The organism is Cupriavidus alkaliphilus, from assembly GCF_014191175.1.
GTDB classification, from domain to species: Bacteria; Pseudomonadota; Gammaproteobacteria; order Burkholderiales; family Burkholderiaceae; genus Cupriavidus; species Cupriavidus alkaliphilus.
This window is the reverse complement of record NZ_JACHWE010000014.1, coordinates 24,745-41,188: the sequence shown is the minus strand read 5'-3', so window position 1 is coordinate 41,188 and position 16,444 is coordinate 24,745. Positions and strand designations below refer to the sequence as shown.

19 protein-coding genes are annotated in these 16,444 nt (G+C 70.2%); 7 read left to right on the top strand and 12 right to left on the bottom strand.

Annotated elements, in window-relative coordinates; all coding sequences use genetic code 11:
* Positions 1-70: 70 nt before the first annotated feature.
* Positions 71-1,039, bottom strand: a complete 969-nt coding sequence (locus FHX60_RS27335) for a M48 family metallopeptidase (protein ID WP_112777336.1) — start codon at positions 1,037-1,039, stop codon at positions 71-73.
* 98 nt (positions 1,040-1,137) lie between these two features.
* On the opposite strand from FHX60_RS27335, the gene FHX60_RS27330 reads away from it, so the two are divergent.
* Entirely contained in the window at positions 1,138-2,397 is a 1,260-nt protein-coding gene (locus tag FHX60_RS27330) for a muropeptide transporter (protein WP_092317819.1), read from the top strand.
* A gap of 10 nt (positions 2,398-2,407) precedes the next feature.
* Here FHX60_RS27330 and FHX60_RS27325 read toward each other — a convergent pair whose 3' ends face one another.
* Together FHX60_RS27325 and FHX60_RS27320 are read right to left on the bottom strand one after the other, a co-directional pair.
* On the bottom strand, positions 2,408-3,256 hold the full coding sequence (locus tag FHX60_RS27325; RefSeq protein WP_183285177.1) for an acyl-CoA thioesterase: 849 nt from the start codon (positions 3,254-3,256) through the stop codon (positions 2,408-2,410).
* Positions 3,257-3,378: 122 nt separating this feature from the next.
* On the bottom strand, positions 3,379-4,266 hold the full coding sequence (locus FHX60_RS27320) for a DMT family transporter (RefSeq protein WP_112777338.1): 888 nt from the start codon (positions 4,264-4,266) through the stop codon (positions 3,379-3,381).
* Positions 4,267-4,377: 111 nt separating this feature from the next.
* On the opposite strand from FHX60_RS27320, the gene FHX60_RS27315 reads away from it, so the two are divergent.
* On the top strand, positions 4,378-5,292 hold the full coding sequence (locus FHX60_RS27315) for a LysR family transcriptional regulator (RefSeq protein WP_112777339.1): 915 nt from the start codon (positions 4,378-4,380) through the stop codon (positions 5,290-5,292).
* 22 nt (positions 5,293-5,314) lie between these two features.
* Here FHX60_RS27315 and FHX60_RS27310 read toward each other — a convergent pair whose 3' ends face one another.
* Positions 5,315-5,881 carry a TetR/AcrR family transcriptional regulator gene (locus FHX60_RS27310; RefSeq protein ID WP_512698857.1) on the bottom strand — a complete coding sequence of 189 codons (567 nt, stop codon included), beginning with the start codon at positions 5,879-5,881 and terminating at the stop codon, positions 5,315-5,317.
* Between the two features lie 85 nt (positions 5,882-5,966).
* Between FHX60_RS27310 and FHX60_RS27305 the strand changes: the two genes are divergently transcribed.
* Positions 5,967-6,395, top strand: coding sequence for a VOC family protein (locus tag FHX60_RS27305; protein WP_183285175.1), 429 nt, complete (start codon positions 5,967-5,969; stop codon positions 6,393-6,395).
* A 31-nt stretch (positions 6,396-6,426) separates the two neighbouring features.
* On the opposite strand, the gene metW is transcribed toward FHX60_RS27305, so the two are convergent.
* The 5 genes from metW to argB form a co-directional block, all read right to left on the bottom strand.
* Complete coding sequence (gene metW / locus FHX60_RS27300) at positions 6,427-7,038, bottom strand: methionine biosynthesis protein MetW (RefSeq protein WP_116308494.1); 612 nt, start codon at positions 7,036-7,038, stop codon at positions 6,427-6,429.
* Positions 7,035-8,216, bottom strand: coding sequence for a homoserine O-succinyltransferase MetX (gene metX, locus FHX60_RS27295; RefSeq protein WP_183285174.1), 1,182 nt, complete (start codon positions 8,214-8,216; stop codon positions 7,035-7,037). The genes metW and metX overlap by 4 nt, the downstream gene beginning before the upstream one ends.
* A gap of 275 nt (positions 8,217-8,491) precedes the next feature.
* On the bottom strand, positions 8,492-9,154 hold the full coding sequence (slmA, locus tag FHX60_RS27290; RefSeq protein ID WP_112777343.1) for a nucleoid occlusion factor SlmA: 663 nt from the start codon (positions 9,152-9,154) through the stop codon (positions 8,492-8,494).
* Complete coding sequence (locus FHX60_RS27285; protein WP_183285173.1) at positions 9,151-10,101, bottom strand: pyrimidine 5'-nucleotidase; 951 nt, start codon at positions 10,099-10,101, stop codon at positions 9,151-9,153. Before FHX60_RS27285 ends, slmA begins: the two co-directional genes overlap by 4 nt.
* Before the next feature lie 72 nt (positions 10,102-10,173).
* Positions 10,174-11,091 (bottom strand): acetylglutamate kinase, encoded by a 918-nt coding sequence (gene argB / locus FHX60_RS27280; protein ID WP_039008462.1) that lies wholly within the window; start codon positions 11,089-11,091, stop codon positions 10,174-10,176.
* Between the two features lie 394 nt (positions 11,092-11,485).
* Between argB and FHX60_RS27275 the strand changes: the two genes are divergently transcribed.
* Positions 11,486-11,752: a cysteine-rich CWC family protein gene (locus FHX60_RS27275; RefSeq protein WP_183285172.1), complete on the top strand. Its 267-nt coding sequence runs from the start codon at positions 11,486-11,488 to the stop codon at positions 11,750-11,752.
* Here the strand turns inward: FHX60_RS27275 and FHX60_RS27270 are convergent.
* A complete protein-coding gene (locus FHX60_RS27270) occupies positions 11,689-12,255 on the bottom strand; it encodes a DMT family transporter (protein WP_183285171.1) in 567 nt (188 codons plus the stop codon). The two genes, FHX60_RS27275 and FHX60_RS27270, sit on opposite strands and share 64 nt — an antisense overlap.
* Positions 12,256-12,348: 93 nt before the next feature.
* On the opposite strand from FHX60_RS27270, the gene FHX60_RS27265 reads away from it, so the two are divergent.
* Positions 12,349-13,284, top strand: a complete 936-nt coding sequence (locus tag FHX60_RS27265; protein ID WP_112777345.1) for a LysR family transcriptional regulator — start codon at positions 12,349-12,351, stop codon at positions 13,282-13,284.
* A 38-nt stretch (positions 13,285-13,322) separates the two neighbouring features.
* On the opposite strand, the gene FHX60_RS27260 is transcribed toward FHX60_RS27265, so the two are convergent.
* Positions 13,323-13,811, bottom strand: a complete 489-nt coding sequence (locus FHX60_RS27260) for a copper chaperone PCu(A)C (RefSeq protein WP_092317854.1) — start codon at positions 13,809-13,811, stop codon at positions 13,323-13,325.
* 186 nt (positions 13,812-13,997) lie between these two features.
* Between FHX60_RS27260 and FHX60_RS27255 the strand changes: the two genes are divergently transcribed.
* Both FHX60_RS27255 and FHX60_RS27250 read left to right on the top strand, forming a co-directional pair.
* Positions 13,998-15,392: an ATP-binding protein gene (locus tag FHX60_RS27255; protein ID WP_183285170.1), complete on the top strand. Its 1,395-nt coding sequence runs from the start codon at positions 13,998-14,000 to the stop codon at positions 15,390-15,392.
* Positions 15,389-16,000, top strand: a complete 612-nt coding sequence (locus tag FHX60_RS27250; RefSeq protein ID WP_183285169.1) for a response regulator transcription factor — start codon at positions 15,389-15,391, stop codon at positions 15,998-16,000. The genes FHX60_RS27255 and FHX60_RS27250 overlap by 4 nt, the downstream gene beginning before the upstream one ends.
* 84 nt (positions 16,001-16,084) lie before the next feature.
* On the opposite strand, the gene FHX60_RS27245 is transcribed toward FHX60_RS27250, so the two are convergent.
* Complete coding sequence (locus tag FHX60_RS27245) at positions 16,085-16,378, bottom strand: hypothetical protein (protein ID WP_092317863.1); 294 nt, start codon at positions 16,376-16,378, stop codon at positions 16,085-16,087.
* Positions 16,379-16,444: the final 66 nt, after the last annotated feature.

Sequence of the window (16,444 nt, the reverse complement as noted above, 5' to 3'; positions counted from 1 at the left end):
ATTGTCCCGGCGCCGGTTTCAAGCCATCAGGGCGATGCCCCGAAGGCGGCGCGGGGCGCCAAAACGCCGTTCAGCGCTTCAGCGGCTTTTGCCGGTCCTCGTCGCCGGCATCCACCGGCGCATCGCCCAGCCCCGCCATATTGGGGCGGTAAGGCGGCAGCTTGTCGACCGTGGTGTGGATCGCGCGCGCGTACAGCGGCAGCACCTCGGGCAGATGCTTCTCCAGGTCGGCGATGCGGCTGCGCCCGGACGGATGGGTCGACAGGAACTCGGCCCCGGACTGCGAGACCTTGCCCATCTTCTGCCACAGCGACACCGCCGCGCGCGGGTCGTACCCGGCGCGCGCGGCCACGTCCATGCCGATCAGGTCCGCCTCGGACTCGTCCGAGCGTGAGAAGCGCAGCGTCAGCAGGTGCGCCCCCGTGCCCAACGCCATATTGCCGAGGTTGCCGAAGCCGAACAGCTGCGAGATCACGTTCGCGCCCAGGTTGGTGATCTCGGACTTGGCGGCGCGCTCGCGCGCATGCTCCTGCAGCGCGTGGGCGATCTCGTGCCCCATCACCATGGCGACTTCGTCGTCGGTCAGCTTGAGCTGGTCGAGCAGCCCGGTATAGACGGCGATCTTGCCGCCCGGCATGCAGAAGGCGTTGACCTGCTTCGAGCCGATCAGGTTGATCTCCCACTGCCATTGGCGCGCCCGTTCATTCCACCGTGCGGTCTGCGGCAGCAGCCGCTTGCCGATGGCGCGCAGGCGCACCAGCTGCGGGTGGTTATCGGGCGCGAGGGCGCGCTTGGCGATGGCCTCCTGCTTGAGCTGATCGTACTCCTGCACCGCCTGCTGCTCGATCACCTCGGCCGGTACGATGTTGCGCACCGCCGAGCCGCCTGGGTTCAGCCGGATGCCGCCGGCACTGCCGTCCTGCGGCTGCGCCGGCGCCGGTGCGCTCCAGCCGAGCGGCAGCACGACCGCGGCCAGCGCCAGCGCACGGGCCAGCCGCAGTCGGGAGGGACCTTGAACACCTTGCAGGCGGCGACGCATGGACGATTCCTTGGGCGCAATCGGAGAGTGGCAAACAGGTGGTGCAATAATACACGGCGCCCGCGCAGCCGCGCGGGCGGCACACGGCCGCCCCATCCATGAATTTCCAGACCTATCTCGATATCTTCCGCAACCGCCGCATCGGCGCCATGCTGATGCTGGGCTTCGCCTCCGGCCTGCCGCTGGCGCTGACCTCCGGCACCCTGCAGGCGTGGATGACGGTCGAAGGGCTGGATATCAAGACCATCGGCTTTTTCTCGCTGGTGGGCCAGGCCTATATCTTCAAGTTCCTGTGGGCACCGCTGATGGACCGCTACACGCCGCCGCTGATGGGGCGCCGGCGCGGCTGGCTGCTGGTGACGCAGGTCGGGCTGGTGCTGGGCATCGCGGGCATGGCGTTCTGCCCGCCGCAGCAGGCACTGTGGATGCTGGCGGCACTGGCCACGCTGGTGGCGTTCCTGTCGGCCTCGCAGGACATCGTCTTCGACGCCTACAGCACCGACGTGCTGCGCCCGGCCGAGCGCGGCGCCGGCGCCGCGGTCAAGGTGCTGGGCTACCGGCTGGCGATGCTGGTCTCGGGCGGCCTGGCGCTGTGGCTGGCGGACCGCGTGCTGGGCTGGCAGCAGACCTACCTGCTGATGGCGGCGCTGATGGGCGTGGGCATCCTGACGCTGCTGTGGGCGCCGGAACCCGACGTGCCCGCGCGCGCGCCGCGCTCGCTGGAAGAGGCGGTGGTGGGCCCGCTGCGCGACTTCTTCGCGCGCCCGGGCGCCTGGTGGCTATTGCTGCTGATCGTGCTGTACAAGCTTGGCGATGCCTTCGCCGGCAGCCTGTCGACCACCTTCCTGATCCGCGGCGCGGGCTTCTCGGCGGGCGAGGTCGGCATCGTCAACAAGACCCTGGGGCTGGCCGCCACCATCCTCGGCGCGCTGTTCGGCGGCACGCTGATGGTGCGGCTGGGCCTGTACCGCTCGCTGATGCTGTTCGGCGTGCTGCAGGCCGTGTCGAACCTGGGCTACTGGATCCTGGCGGTAACCCCGCCGCACCTGTGGACCATGGGCGCGACCATCGCGGTCGAGAACCTGTGCGGCGGCATGGGCACGGCGGCCTTCGTCGCGCTGCTGATGACGCTGTGCAACCGCTCGTTCTCGGCCACGCAGTACGCGCTGCTGTCGGCGCTGGCGTCGGTGGGCCGGGTCTACGTGGGGCCGACGTCGGGCTATATGGTCGAGGCCTGGGGCTGGGCGCCGTTCTATCTCGGCACCGTGGCGGTGGCGCTGCCCGGCGTGATGCTGCTCTGGGCCATGCGCCACACCGTGCACCGCTACGAGGCGCAGGCGCGCGAAGCGGTGGCCTGAGCGGCCTGACTTATTCCTTGTAGTAGACGACCTGGTGCGAGCTGGCGATCAGCTCGCCCGCGGCGCTCCACAGCTGCGCGCGCTGGTCGAAGAAACCATGGCGGAACACCTGCGCCTGCGCGCTGGCCAGCACATGGCTGTCGCCCAGCGCTGCCAGCGTGGCCGCATCGGCATGGAAATACGTGGTCATCGACACCGTGCCGGCCGGCACGAAGCCCGCGCGCTTGAGGAAGATGCGCGGGTAGAAGCTGTCGGCCCACGCCGCCACCGCGGCAAAGTCCGGCGTGCGCGCCGGCGCGTCGCGCAGCCAGAACTGGGTCAGGCTGTCCGGGTGTTCGGTGCCGGCCTCGGCGATGGGCTTGGCGCCGCGCACCGGCCGCATGTCGTAGGCCTTGAGCCAGCGCACCGGCGCAAACCCGCCCATGGCCGGCAGCGCGTCGGCGGCCGGCACCTCCGGCATCACGGCTTCGCCGCAGGCCCAGGTGTCGCGCCGCACCGCGAACATCGCGGTGGCGGTGGTGGCCACGGCATCGCCCTGGCGCAGTTCCAGGGTCCAGTGCTGGGTCGAGCGGTTGGTGCGGACCGGACGCGCCTCGATCTCGAACGGCCCCTCGGCAATGGGGCCGGCAAAGTTGACGGTCAGCGAGACCGGCTCGCCCAGGCGCTGCGGGTGGTCCATCGCCGCCTGCAGCAGCGTGGCGGCCGTGATGCCGCCAAACGGGCCGATCATGTTCCAGTACGCCGGCGTGGTGCGGCCCTGGAAACGGTGCTCGCCGGCCGGCACCAGCGCCAGCGCGTCGTCGAAGGGATGGAGCTGGCTGGCGGCAGCGCAGGCGTGGATCTGGGGCGCAGTGGACATGGCGGAAGCAGGGCTGGTCTCGTTGGAATAGAACGATCGTTCGCTAGCTGCCTACACTAACCGTAGTCAGCACTCCGGTCAAGCGCAGCCGTGTGCCCGGCCGTGCCCGACCATGCCTCGCGTCATCCCTGCGCCCGCCGCCGCAACGGCAGCGCCCAGCCGAGCTGGTTGGCAACCACGCCCAGCAGCACCAGCGCCATGCCGGCCACCTGCAGCGGCCCCAGCACCACCCCGAACACCATCACGTCGATGACGATCGCCACCAGCGGGTAGATAAACGACAGCGTGGCGATCGACACCACCGACAGCCGCTGGAAGGCGCCATACAGCAGCGTGTACATCACGCCGGTATGCACCAGCCCGAGCGCCAGCAGCGCTGCCCAGGTGGCGCCGCCATAGCTGCCCGCCGCCGGATGCGCCAGCGGCGCCAGCATCAGCACCCCCAGCACCATCTGCAGCCCGGCGATCTGTCCCGGCGGGATTGCCTGCAGCCGCCGCGTGGCCAGCGTCGTCACGGCGTACAGCAATGCTGCCAGCAGGCCCAGGCCGATGCCGGCCAGCATCGACGCGCCGCCGGCGCCGGGCTCCAGCCCGGTGATCAGCATGACGCCGGCAAAGGCCAGCACCAGCCATGGCAGCCGCGCGAACGGGAACGGCTCGCGCTGCAGCACCGACGTCAGCAGCAGCAGGAAGAACGGCTGGGTGTGGTAGACCACCGTGGCGATGGCAATGCCGCTGTACGCGTACGCCGAGAACAGCGCCAGCCAGTTGAGCACCAGCGTGATGCCGCCCAGCACCAGCCAGCCGGCCTGGGCACGGGACATCCGCACCCAGCCGCGCTGCAAGGTCAGCACGCCCAGCAGCGCGGCGCCGCCGAACAGGCAGCGGAAGAACACCACATCCAGCGGCGGCTGGCCGCTGGTCACCACGAACCAGCCGATGGTGCCCGACAGCACCATGGCGGCGGCCATGCGCCAGGTGCCACCCGGCTTGGATTGTTGCGAATGCATGAGGAACTCCGGTTTAGCCAATGGCCGCATTGTTCCACTCGTCACGGAAGTCAACAATGTGGCGGCAACTCAATTAGTATTTGACGACAGGTCAAAGACAGGAGATACGGCATGCTGGATGCGCCACTCAATGCGATGGCGGTGTTTGCGCGCGTGGTCGAGTGCGGCAGCTTCTCGGCTGCCGCGCAGGATCTTGGCATGACGCCGTCGGCGGTCAGCCGCCATGTCTCCCGGCTCGAGGCCCGGCTTGGCGCGAGCCTGCTGCAGCGGACCACGCGCGCGTTCGCGCTGACCGAGCTGGGCCAGTCGGTCTACGCCGCCTGCGCGCGCATGAGCGCCGCCGCGCGCGAAGTCACCGCGCTCGCCGGCGAACACGGCGGCGCGCCGCACGGCGTGCTGCGCGTGAGCGCGCCGGTGTCGTTCGGGCAAGCCTGGCTGGCGCCGCGGCTGCCGCCGTTGCTGGCGAAATACCCGGGGCTGGACCTGCAGCTGACGCTGGCCGACCGCATGGTCGACCTGGTCGAAGAGGGTCTCGACGTGGCCGTGCGCATCGCGCGCGAACTGGCCCCCGGCCTGGCGGCGCGCCCGCTGCGCGAGGTGCGCTACCGGCTGGTGGCCTCGCCCGGCTATCTGGCGCGCCATGGCGCGCCGGCCACGCCGGCCGAGCTGCCCGCCGCGCGCTGCCTTTACCTCGGCTACGGCAACTTCGGCGAGCGCTGGACGCTGCGCCACCACGCCGGCGGCGACAAGGTGGAGGTCCGCATCCCGCCGCGCCTGACCCTGAACAACAGCCTGGCGATCATGAGCATGGTCGAGCGCGATGCCGGCATCGGGCTGGTGCCGGATTTCTCGCTGGGCGATGCGCTGGAGCGGGGCCGGGTCGTCACCGTGCTGGGCGACTGGGACATCCTCGAACCCTACATCGGCACGGCGTACGCGGTGTACACGCCGACGCGGCACGTCCCGCCCAAGGTGCGGGCCTTTGTCGACCACCTGGCTGCCAGCGCCGGCGACGCGCCGCGTTGAGGATCCGCTGGTGCGCGGGGTGCTACCTCTCTGCCTGCCCTAGCACCCGCTGCAGCAGCCACAGCATCGCGTCGCGCACGCGGCCGGCATCGGCGCCGGCCTCGATCTCCAGCGCGGCGCGGTCGAAGGCCGCCGACAGCAGCGGCGCCACGCCGCCGGCGTCCACGCCCGCCGCCTCCAGCCCCTCGCGCAAGGTGCGGGCCGCGTTGGCCTCGTCGAGGGCCAGCATCTCGCGCAATCCCAGCACCGCCGGCCCCTCCACCAGCAGCAGGCGGGTACGTCCGGGCACCGTCATCGCCTGCAGATAGGCTTGCGCCCCGCCGAGCAGCGCCTCGGCAGGATCCCGTCCCGGCGGTGTGGCGGCTTCGATATCGGCGGCGACAGCCGCGGCTTCCGCGGCCAGCACGTGGCGGAACAGGTCGCGCTTGTCGGCGAAATGGTGGTACAGCGCGCCGCGCGTGATGCCGGCGGCGGCGCAGACGTCGGGCGTCGAGGTCTCGGCGTAGCCGCGGCTGATGAACAGGGCGCGGGCGGCATCCGCCAGGGCCTGGCGCGTGGCTTCGGTGCGTTCACGGTTGGTGCGGGCCACGTTCGGGTTCCTTGCAAACATGCAGCCTGTATCTTAATATCGATTTACATACAGTCTGCATGTATTTTTTGACCAGGAGCCCCGCATGAAAGTCACCAGCTATTACCCGGTCATCATGACCGCCGACGTGGCCGGGACGGCCGCGTTCTACCAGCAGCATTTCGGCTTCACGGCCTTGTTCGCCAGCGACTGGTACGTCCACCTGCAGCGGGCGGACGAACCGTCGGTCAACCTCGCCGTGCTCGACGGCAGCCACCAGACCATACCCGCGCCCGCCCGCGGCCAGCGCGCGCAGGGACTGCTGCTGAACTTCGAGGTGGAGGACCCGGATGCCGTCCATGAGCGGCTGCACGCGGCCGGGCTGCCGATCCTGCAGCCGCTGCGCGACGAGGCCTTCGGCCAGCGGCATTTCATCACCGCCGATCCCAACGGCGTGCTGATCGACATCATCAAGCCGATCCCGCCGTCGGCGGAGTTCGCGGCGCAATACCAGGCCGGCGCGCTGCCGGGCTAGGCGCTCACTCCGCTCGCCCCGCTCACCCGGCTCAGGCGGCGCAGACCCGGTACACCGCCAGGCTGCCGCGCCAGTTGACGCCCCAGTTGACGGTCACGCCCTCGTGCATCACGACGCGGTCGATCACGCGCAGGCCAACCTTGGGGGCCAGCGCTTCGAAGTCGCTGATGGTCAGCACGCGCACGTTGGGGGTGTTGTACCACTGGTAAGGCAGCGATTCCGACACCGGCATGCGGCCGCGGAACACCGACAGCCGGTGCGGCCAGTAGCCGAAGTTCGGGAACGAGACGATGCACTCGCGCCCCACCCGCAACGTGTCGCGCAGCACCTGCGCGGTGTTGTGGATGGTCTGCAGCGTCTGCGACAGGATCACCGTGTCGAAGCTCTTGTCCTCGAACAGCGCCAGCCCGCCTTCCAGGTTCTGCTGGATGACATGCACGCCCTTCTGCGCGCAGGCCAGCACGCCTTCGTCGCGGATCTCGATGCCGTAGGCCTGCACCTCGAGCTCGTCCTGCAGCACGCGCAGCAGGCTGCCGTCGCCGCAGCCGAGGTCGAGCACGGTGGAATTGGGTTCGATCCAGCGCGCAATGGCGCGGAAGTCGGGGCGCAGCGCCAGGATATTGGGATTGGCCAGGGCGTTCATGCGCCGATCTCCTGGGCGATGCGGTCGTAGTAGGCGCGCATCAGGTTGTGATAGCGCGGGTCGTCGAGCAGGAAGGCGTCGTGGCCGTGCGGCGCGTCGATCTCGGCGTACGAGACCGGGCGCTTGTTGTCCAGCAGCGCCTTGACCAGCTCGCGGCTGCGGCTGGGCGCGAAACGCCAGTCGGTGCCGAAGCTGGCCACCAGGAAGCTGGCCTGCGTCTGCGCCATCGCGCGCGTCAGGTCGCCGCCATGGGCCAGCGCGGGATCGAAGTAGTCGAGCGCGCGCGTGATCAGCAGGTAGGTGTTGGCGTCGAAGTACTCGGCGAACTTGTCGCCCTGGTAGCGCAGGTAGCTTTCCACCTGGAACTCGACGTCGAACGAGAAGCGGATGTCCTCGCTCTTGAGCTCGCGGCCGAATTTCTCGGCCATGTCCTCGTCCGACAGGTAGGTGATATGGCCGATCATGCGTGCCACGCGCAGGCCGCGCTTGGGCTTGACCCCGTGCGCGTAGTAGTTGCCGCCGTGGAAGTCCGGGTCCGACAGGATCGCGCTGCGCGCCACTTCGTTAAAGGCGATGTTCTGCGCCGACAGCTTGGGCGTGGAGGCGATCACGATGCAGTGGCGCAGGCGCTCCGGGTACATCAGGCTCCAGGCCACCGCCTGCATGCCGCCCAGGCTGCCGCCCATCACCGCGGCAAACTGCGTGATGCCGAAGGCGTCGGCCACGCGCGCCTGCGCATTGACCCAGTCTTCCACCGTAACCACCGGAAAGGCCGCGCCATAGGGCGCGCCGGTGGCCGGGTTCAGGCTCATCGGCCCGGTCGAGCCGAAGCACGAGCCCAGGTTGTTGACGCCGATGACGAAGAAGCGGTTGGTATCGAGCGGCTTGCCGGGACCGACCATGTTGTCCCACCAGCCCACGTCGCGCCGGTCTTCGGCATAGACGCCGGCGACATGGTGCGAGGCGTTGAGCGCGTGGCAGACCAGCACGGCGTTGGAGCGCTCCGCGTTGAGCGTGCCGTAGGTCTCGACCATCAGGTCGTAGCCGGCGATGGACGAGCCGTTGCGCAGCTTCAGCGGCTCGGCAAAGTGCATGCGCTGCGGCGCGACCACGCCGACCGAATCCGGCGGCAGGTCGAACGCGGCAGGCGCGGCGGTCGGCAGGGCGACATCAGTCATGGAATCCGGCCCGTGGCGAACGGGCATAAAAAAACCCGACCGGCATTTGCGTATCAAGCGTCGCAGCCAAGTCGGGATTCGCTGGATTCCTTGAGGGATTCCGCGTGCCGGCGCCATCCACTGCCGTGGTGGCATGGGGCGCCGACCCAACCTCTTTAGCCGCATTTATAGTGGCAAGCCATCGGACCCTGTCCTTGGCTGCCGCGCGCCCGCAAGCCAGTCATCAAATCGGCGCGACCGGGCAATTATAGAGCAATCGGCACGGCAGGTTGCATTCAGCCCAGCAGCACGCGCAGATGCGCCTCGGCATGGTCCGACGGCGACTTGCGGAAACCGCTCTTGGCATAGCGGTGCCACTGGCCCTGCACCGCCGCCATGATCAGCGCGGCGCGCGCGGGAATATCGGCATCCGCGGGAAACGCGGCCTGGGTCACGGCCACTTTCAGGCACTGGCGCAGCGAGGCCTCGATGCGGTCCACCACCTGGTTGATGCGCTCCTGCAGCCGTTCGTGCTCGCCCACCAGGGCTTCGCCGGTCAGCACGCGCGTCATGCCGGGGTTCTTTTCCGCGAACGACAGCAGCATGCGCACGATCGCGTGCGCCTGGCGCAGGCCGTGCTCTTCCTTGTCGGTGATCTGGTTGATCAGGCCGAACACGGTCTGCTCGATAAAGCCGATCAGCCCCTCGTACATCTGCGCCTTGCTGGCGAAATGCCGGTACAGCGCGGCCTCGGACACGCTCAGGCGCGCGGCCAGCGCGGCGGTGGTGATCTTCTCCCCGCGCGGGTGCTCCAGCATGGTGGCCAGCGTCTGCAGGATCTGCACGCGGCGCTCGCCGGGGCGCGGACGCTTGCGCGCCGGCAGCGCCGGCTGCTGGTCGGCGTCCTGCGCGCTGCCCGTGATGACCGCCTCTGGTTCGCGCCCGTTGCTTTGCGTCATGACCCGGTTCTCCGCATTCGTCGTTGGAGTTGATGCATCGATTGTACTTTTATGTCCACATAGGCCGGCCGGTTCGGCACGCGCGCGCGCACGCGCGGCACGTTGCCGGGCTGCGCCTGCGGCGCCTGGGTCTCGGCCGCCACCAGCGTTACCGAGCGCTCCTGCACCGCGTGGCCGGCATGGCGGCGGTCCTCGGCCTGCAGCGTCGAGCGCACCGCGGCGTCGCGGCGGCTGCCGTCGTCATGTGCGGCGGCGGGCGCGGCGGGCACCACATGGGGACGCGAAGGCGCGACCGTGCGCAGGTAGCCGGTCACCCACGCGGTGCGGATGCCGGTGCCGGCGTAGCGCTTGAGATGCGACACGGTGTCTTCCACCAACACCGCGCGATGCGGCGCGATGCGCGCCTGCGCCAGCAGCCGGCGCAGCATGCGGCGGTCCGGCTTGGGCCGCAGGTGGCCGTGCACCCACATCTGCTCGATCGCCACCACGCGCTCGAAGCAGTGCCGGATGCCCGCGATCTCCAGCACCGCGCGCGCATAGTCCTGCGGTGCGTTGGTGACCAGGATCTTGCGCCCGGGCAGGCGCCGCAGGTGCGTGGCCAGTCCGCGCCGTACCCGCACCATCTCGGCCAGCGCCGGGAATTCATGCGCGGCGCGCAGGAAATCCGCCGGGTCGACGCCGTGGTGGCGGATCATGCCGAGCAGCGTGGCGCCGTAGCGCTGCCAGTAGTCCACGCGCACGCGGCTGGCGGTGGCCTCGTCGCAGCCGAGCACGCGCGCCACGTAGGCGGTCATCAGCCGGTTGATCGCCGGGAAGATCGCGTGCGAGGCGTCGTGCAGCGTATTGTCGAGATCGAACAGCCAGACCGTGCCGCCCGAGGTATCGCCCGCGGGACGGCGGCGGAGGCGAGCGCGGACACGGCGCGGTGAGGGAAGACTGGAAGGCACGCCGGGCAGCTCGGAGGGTGGTGGGATATGCCGGAGCGGCCGGCCGGGGCCGGCGCCGCTGCGGGGGTCCGCTCAGTGCGAGCGGATCATGGTGCCGAAGGCCTGCTCGGTCAGGATTTCCAGCAGCAGCGAATGCTCGATGCGGCCGTCGATGATGTGCACCGAATGCACGCCGCTCTTGGCCGCGTCCAGCGCCGACGAAATCTTCGGCAGCATGCCGCCCGAGATGGTGCCGTCGGCGAACAGTTCCTCGATCTCGCGCGCGGACAGGTCGGTCAGCAGGTTGCCCTTCTTGTCCATCACGCCCGGGATGTTGGTCATCATCACCAGCTTCTCGGCCTTGAGGATCTCGGCCATCTTGCCGGCGACCACGTCGGCGTTGATGTTGTAGGCCTGGCCGTCGTCGGAGAAGCCGATCGGCGAGATCACCGGGATAAAGGCGTCGTCCTGCAGCGCCTTGACCACCGCCGGGTTGATCGCCTCGATATCGCCGACGTAGCCGATGTCGATGAACGCGCCCGGGTTTTCGCGGTCGGGCATCTGCAGGCGCTTGGCGCGGATCAGGCCGCCGTCCTTGCCGGTCAGGCCCACGGCCTGGCCGCCGTACTGGTTGATCAGCATCACGATGTCCTGCTGGACTTCACCGCCCAGCACCCACTCGACCACTTCCATGGTCTCTTCGTCGGTGACGCGCATGCCCTGCACGAAGGTGCCGACCTTGCCGACCTTCTTCAGCGCCTCGTCGATCTGCGGGCCGCCGCCGTGCACCACCACCGGGTTCATGCCGACCAGCTTCAGCAGGATCACGTCGCGCGCGAAGCCGTGCTTGAGCTTCTCTTCGGTCATGGCATTGCCGCCGTACTTGACCACGATGGTCTTGCCGTGGAACTTGCGGATATACGGCAGGGCCTCGGCGAGGATCTCGGCCTTCAGTGCGGGAGCGATGGCGGCCACCGCGGTCGCGGCAGGCCCAGGGTTGTCGGCGTTCATGGGGGACATCCGTGAGTATCAACAGGTATGATGGCTAAGCCGCTGCGTCCCCGGGGGGGAAGCCCGACGGATCGCCCCCGGGGATCGCCCGAAAGTGCGCCATCCGGCCACGGCAGGCGCCGATTTTACAAGAAACCGCGCGGGGCGAAAGCGCGCCGGCCCAACGGGGCGCGGCGAACCGGCCGCAAGCGGCCTGCGGGGCACCAGCGCGTTCCGTCCATGCAACAGGCGCGCCGCGTTCCCGGCTCGCTTCCTTGCCCGCTTCCCGGCCACCTCTCAGCGATTTGGCCGGTGCCGCGGCGCAGTGTTCCCGAATCCTTGCCATCATGTCCGCCGTCATCCGCCGCTCGCCTGACCGAAATCTGTCCATCCCGCCAGCACCGCGGAGGCAGCCATGAGCGACGCCGCCGCGGTGCTGACCGGGCAGTTGCGCCCGGTCGAACATTGCAGCCGCTGCGGCGCCGGCTTCGTCTGCGGCTACGTGGCGGGGCTGCCCGAGTGCTGGTGCGCCAGCCAGCCGCTGCTGCCGGCGCGGCAGATCGTGCCGGGCCAGCACTGCCTGTGTCCGGCCTGCCTGGCGGCCCGGCGACAGGCGGCTCAGGCGCCGGATTCCACCCCCGATTCCGCGCCCGATTCCGCTCCCGATCCGGCGGCCGGCTGACGCGCCGGCCCGGCTGCCGCCCCGCTGTCCCACTGCATCGCCAGCATCCCGGCCACGATCAGCGCGGCCCCGGCCACCCGCGCCGGCGTCAGCGCGCGCACCGCAAACCCGGCCAGGCCGAACTGGTCCACCAGCAGTGCCGCCAGCACCTGCCCGGCCACCACCGCGGCGATAAAGCCGGCGGCGCCCAGCCGGGGCGCCATGATCAGCGCGGCCGAGATATAGAACACCCCCAGCACCCCGCCGCTCCACAGCCAGGCCGGCGCCTGGGCCACTGCCGCCGGCGACGGCAGCGGCACCCGCATCAGCCACAGCACCGGCAGCAGGGCCACCAGGCTGACCACCAGCGACACCAGCGTCGCCGACAGCGGATGGCCGAGCATGCGCCCGAGCGTGGCGTTGGCTCCGGCCTGGAACGGGATCGCGGCACCGGCCAGCACGGCGGTGCCAAGCGGCAGCCAGAGCGATGACGGGATCGAAAACGACAGCTGGGTGCCTGACATGGCGCGCTCCATAGGGCAAGATGCGATGCCAGCAGTTTGAAATATCGCTTTGCGAATTTCCAATTCTGCTTTCGTACGTTTAATATTCGCCGAATGAATAGCCTACGCGGAATCGACCTCAACCTGCTGGTGGTGCTGGAAGCGCTGCTGGCGGAGCGCCATATCTCCCGCGCCGCGCTGCGGCTGCACCTGAGCCAGCCGGCGGTCAGCCATGCGCTCGGGCGCCTGCGGCAACTGCTCGATGATCCGATCCTGGTGCGCGGCAAGGGCGGTCTGGTGCTGAGCGCGCGCGCGCACGAGCTGTCGGGGCCGCTGGCCGAGGCGCTGGCGCAGGTACGCATCCTGCTGGGGCCGAGCGGCTTCCAGCCGGCGACCGCGCGGCGCAGCTTCCGGCTGGCGATGTCCGACTACGGCGCGCTGGTGGTGCTGCCGCGGCTGCTGCGCGCGGTGCGCAAGGCCGCGCCCAATATCGACCTGGTGGTGTCGCAGGCCAGCCGCGAAGGCATGACCGCGCAGGTGTCCGATGGCGAGATCGACATGGCGCTGGGGGTGTTCAGCCACCAGCCCGAAGGCGTGCAGTCGGCCGAGCTGTTTCGCGAAAGCTATGCCTGCGCGGTCGATGCCGCGACCGTGCGCGATACCGGCCGGCTCGACCAGGTGGCCTACCTGGCGCGCTCGCACGTGCTGGTCGCCACGCACAGCGAACGCATGGATGCCATCGACACGGCCGTGGCCAAACTGGGGGGGCGGCGCAAGATCGCCTGCGTGGTGCCGCACTGGAGCGTGGCGCCGGCGCTGATCGCCGGGACCAACCTGGTGCTGACCACCGCCCGGCGCAGCCTGGCAGCGCTCGAGGACGACCCGCGCTACGCCGTGTTCGCGCCGCCGTTCGCGCTCGACGACTTCACCTTCAGCATGATCTGGCACGAGCGCACCGAGGCCGATCCCGCCCACGCCTGGCTGCGCGAGCGCGTGCTGGCGGCGGCGTCGAGCCCGGAGGCGGACGAGCCGATCAGCCTGCGCGGCTGACGGCGCGGAGCCAGCCGCCCCGCCGCGTCAGTTGTTGCTCAGTGCTTGTGGTCGCCGTGGCCGGCGTGGCCGCCGGCGGCAGCCGGCACCATGCTGCGCACTTCGGCCGTGACCTTCTGCTCGACCACCTTGCCGCCCTGCTCGATCTTCAGCGTGATGGGCACGGTGTCGCCGGGCTTGAGCTGGGCCTTCAGGTCCATCAGCATCACGTGGTAGCCGCCCGGCTTCAGTTCGACGTTCTGCATCTTGGGCAGGTCCAGCGACTTGATCTGGCGCATGCGCATCACGTTGCCTTCCATCTTCATCTCGTGCAGCTCGGCCGCCGCCACCGGCGACGACACGCCGACCAGCTTCGCGTCCTGGTGCGCGTGCAGCACCATGAAGGCGCCGGAGGCGGTCTGGGTCGGCACCGTGCCGCGCACCCAGGCGTTGCTGACATCGACCTGGGCCAGCGCGGCGCCCGATGCCAGCGTGGCGGCCAGGGCGAAGGAAGCGGCCAGCGTGGCCGGGCGGAACTTGGCTTGCATCAAAGGCTCTCCTGAAAGCAGACATTAGACCATGGCGAGGACGGCCCTGCCTGAGGCCGGCGTGGCCGCCGGCCACGCGCGCTCGACCGCGCAACCAGCCAGTCTGGCAGCCGCCGCGGCGGCCCGCCAATGCGGCAAGGTGTCGCACGCGCCGGCGCCCCGCGGCGGCATTGATACACTCGCGCCATGCGCCCCGCCCCAGCCGTGACCCGCCTGCCTGAATTCCCGTTCCTGTCGCCCCTGCCGGCCGGCAGTTCGGCGCGCCACGGCCAGGTGACGCTGCGCCGGCTGTTCTGGCTGCGCTGGGCGCTGCTGGGCGGACAGGCGCTGACCGTGCTGGTGTGCGAGCCGATTGCCGGCATCCGCCTGCCCTACACGCCGCTGCTGGTGGTGCTGGGGCTGCAGGCGCTGTTCAACCTGCTCACCGGCCTGCGGCTGCGCCAGCACACGCGGCGCAACAGCGCGCCCGGCGAGGCCGAGCTGATGGGCCAGTTGCTGGTGGACCTGACCGCGCTGTCGGCGATCCTGTTCTATACCGGCGGCGCCACCAACCCGTTCGTCTCGTTCTACCTGCCGGGACTGGCCATCGCCGCCGCCATCCTGCCGTGGCGCCAGGTGATTGCACTGGCGCTGTACGCGCTGGCCTGCTACACGGTGCTGCTGATCGAATACGTGCCGCTGGACCTGCACAACCCGGACAACGCGGTGACCTACCACCTGGCCGGCATGTGGCTGAACTTTGTCGCCAGCGCGGTGATGATCGCGCTGTTCGTGGCGCGCCTGTCGGGGGTGCTGCGCCAGCGCGAGGCACAACTGAACCTGGCGCGCGAGCAACTGCTGCGCGAAGCGCGCGTCGAAGACCTGAACGGCCAGGCCGCCGCGGTCGCGCATGAAATCGGCACGCCGCTGGCGACGCTGGCGGTGATTGCCGGCGAGCTGCGCGCCGATGCCTCCGACGCCGGTCGCGGCGCCGCCGCCATCAGCGGCTACCTGCCCGACCTGCAGACCATGGAGCAGCAGCTGGCGCTGTGCCGCTCGACCCTGGCGCGGCTACGCGAAGACCCGGCCACGCTGGCGCCGCAGCGCATCGACGGCTGGCTGCCGGCCTTTGCCGAACGCTGGCAGTTGCGCCATCCCAATGCCAGCCTGCAGGCCGTGGCCACGCCGGGCGCAGGCGCGCAGGAGGTGGAAACCGCGCGCGTGGGCCAGATCCTGACCATCCTGCTCGACAACGCCGCGCGCAGCCAGCAGGCCGCCGGGCGCGGCGCGCAGCCGCTGCAGTTGCAGATCGCCATGGCCCCGGGCAACACCGCGCCGTGGCTGTCGTTCCGCGTCGCCGACCATGGCGACGGCATCCCCGAAGCGCTGCGCGGCCAGCTCGGCGAGACCCCGGTGGCCAGCCAGCACGGCGGCCAGGGCATCGGGCTGTACCTGGCGCAAAGCGCCGCCCGGCAGATGGGCGGCGAACTCGCCTGGCATGACCGCCCGGGCGGCGGCACCGTCGCCGAACTGCGCCTGCCCGCGCTCTCCACGCTTTCCAGCTCGGCGGCTGCCGCCGCCACCGTGCCTTCTGCCTTATGACCGAACCCTTCACCCCGGTACCCGAAGCCACCGCGCCGGCCGGCACGCCCTTCCTGGTGATCGACGACGACGAAGTCTTTGCCGGCGCGCTGGCGCGCGCGCTGACGCGCCGCGGCTATGCCGTGGCGGTGGCGCATGACGGCCGCACCGCGCTGGCGCTGGCGGCGCGCACCGACTTTGCCTACGTCACGCTGGACCTGCACCTGGAGCCACCGCCCGAAGCCGGCAGCACCGCCCCCGCCGAGTCCGGGCTGCAGCTGGTGGCGCCGCTGCGCCAGGCCCTGCCCGACGCGCGCATCCTGATCCTGACCGGCTACGCCAGCATCGCCACGGCGGTGGCAGCGGTCAAGCAGGGCGCCGACGAATACCTGGCCAAGCCGGCCAATGTCGATTCGATCCTGACCGCGCTGATGGCGGGCGTGTCGGAAGACGCGGCGCAGGCCGCGCTGGAAGAACCGGTGCCGCTGTCGGTGGCGCGGCTGGAGTGGGAGCATATCCAGCGCGTGCTGGCCGAGCACGGCGGCAATATCTCCGCCACCGCGCGGGCGCTGAACATGCACCGGCGCACCTTGCAGCGCAAGCTCGGCAAGCGGCCGGTATCTCGCTGAAGACGCGCAAGCGCTGAACCGACCCAGCATGCAAAAGGCCGCGCACGTGCGCGGCCTTTTGCATGGCGTGGCATGACGCCGCCCTTACAGGCGCAGCTGGACGTAGTCCCAGTCCAGGCCCTCGGCGCCGTCCGGCGGCGCGCCGCTGTCGGCGATGCGCATGGCATCGCCGGCATGGCGGTCCGCCAGCGTGAACAGCGCGCCCGAATCCAGCGCCAGCGTTGCCGCCGCGGCGGCGGCCGCGCCCAGGGTGCCCGATTGCGCGGCTTCGGCCGCCGGGATCGCCGGACGGACGCACAGGAAGGCCGTGGCGGCGGCCAGCGCGGCCAGCAGGCCGCCCGTGGCAAGCACGACCCGGCGGGTCTTGTAATGGACCATGTGATTTCTCCTGCCAGTGGTTGAGGGGGATGCGGTGGCTCCCGCACCGGTCAATCGACCGTCAAG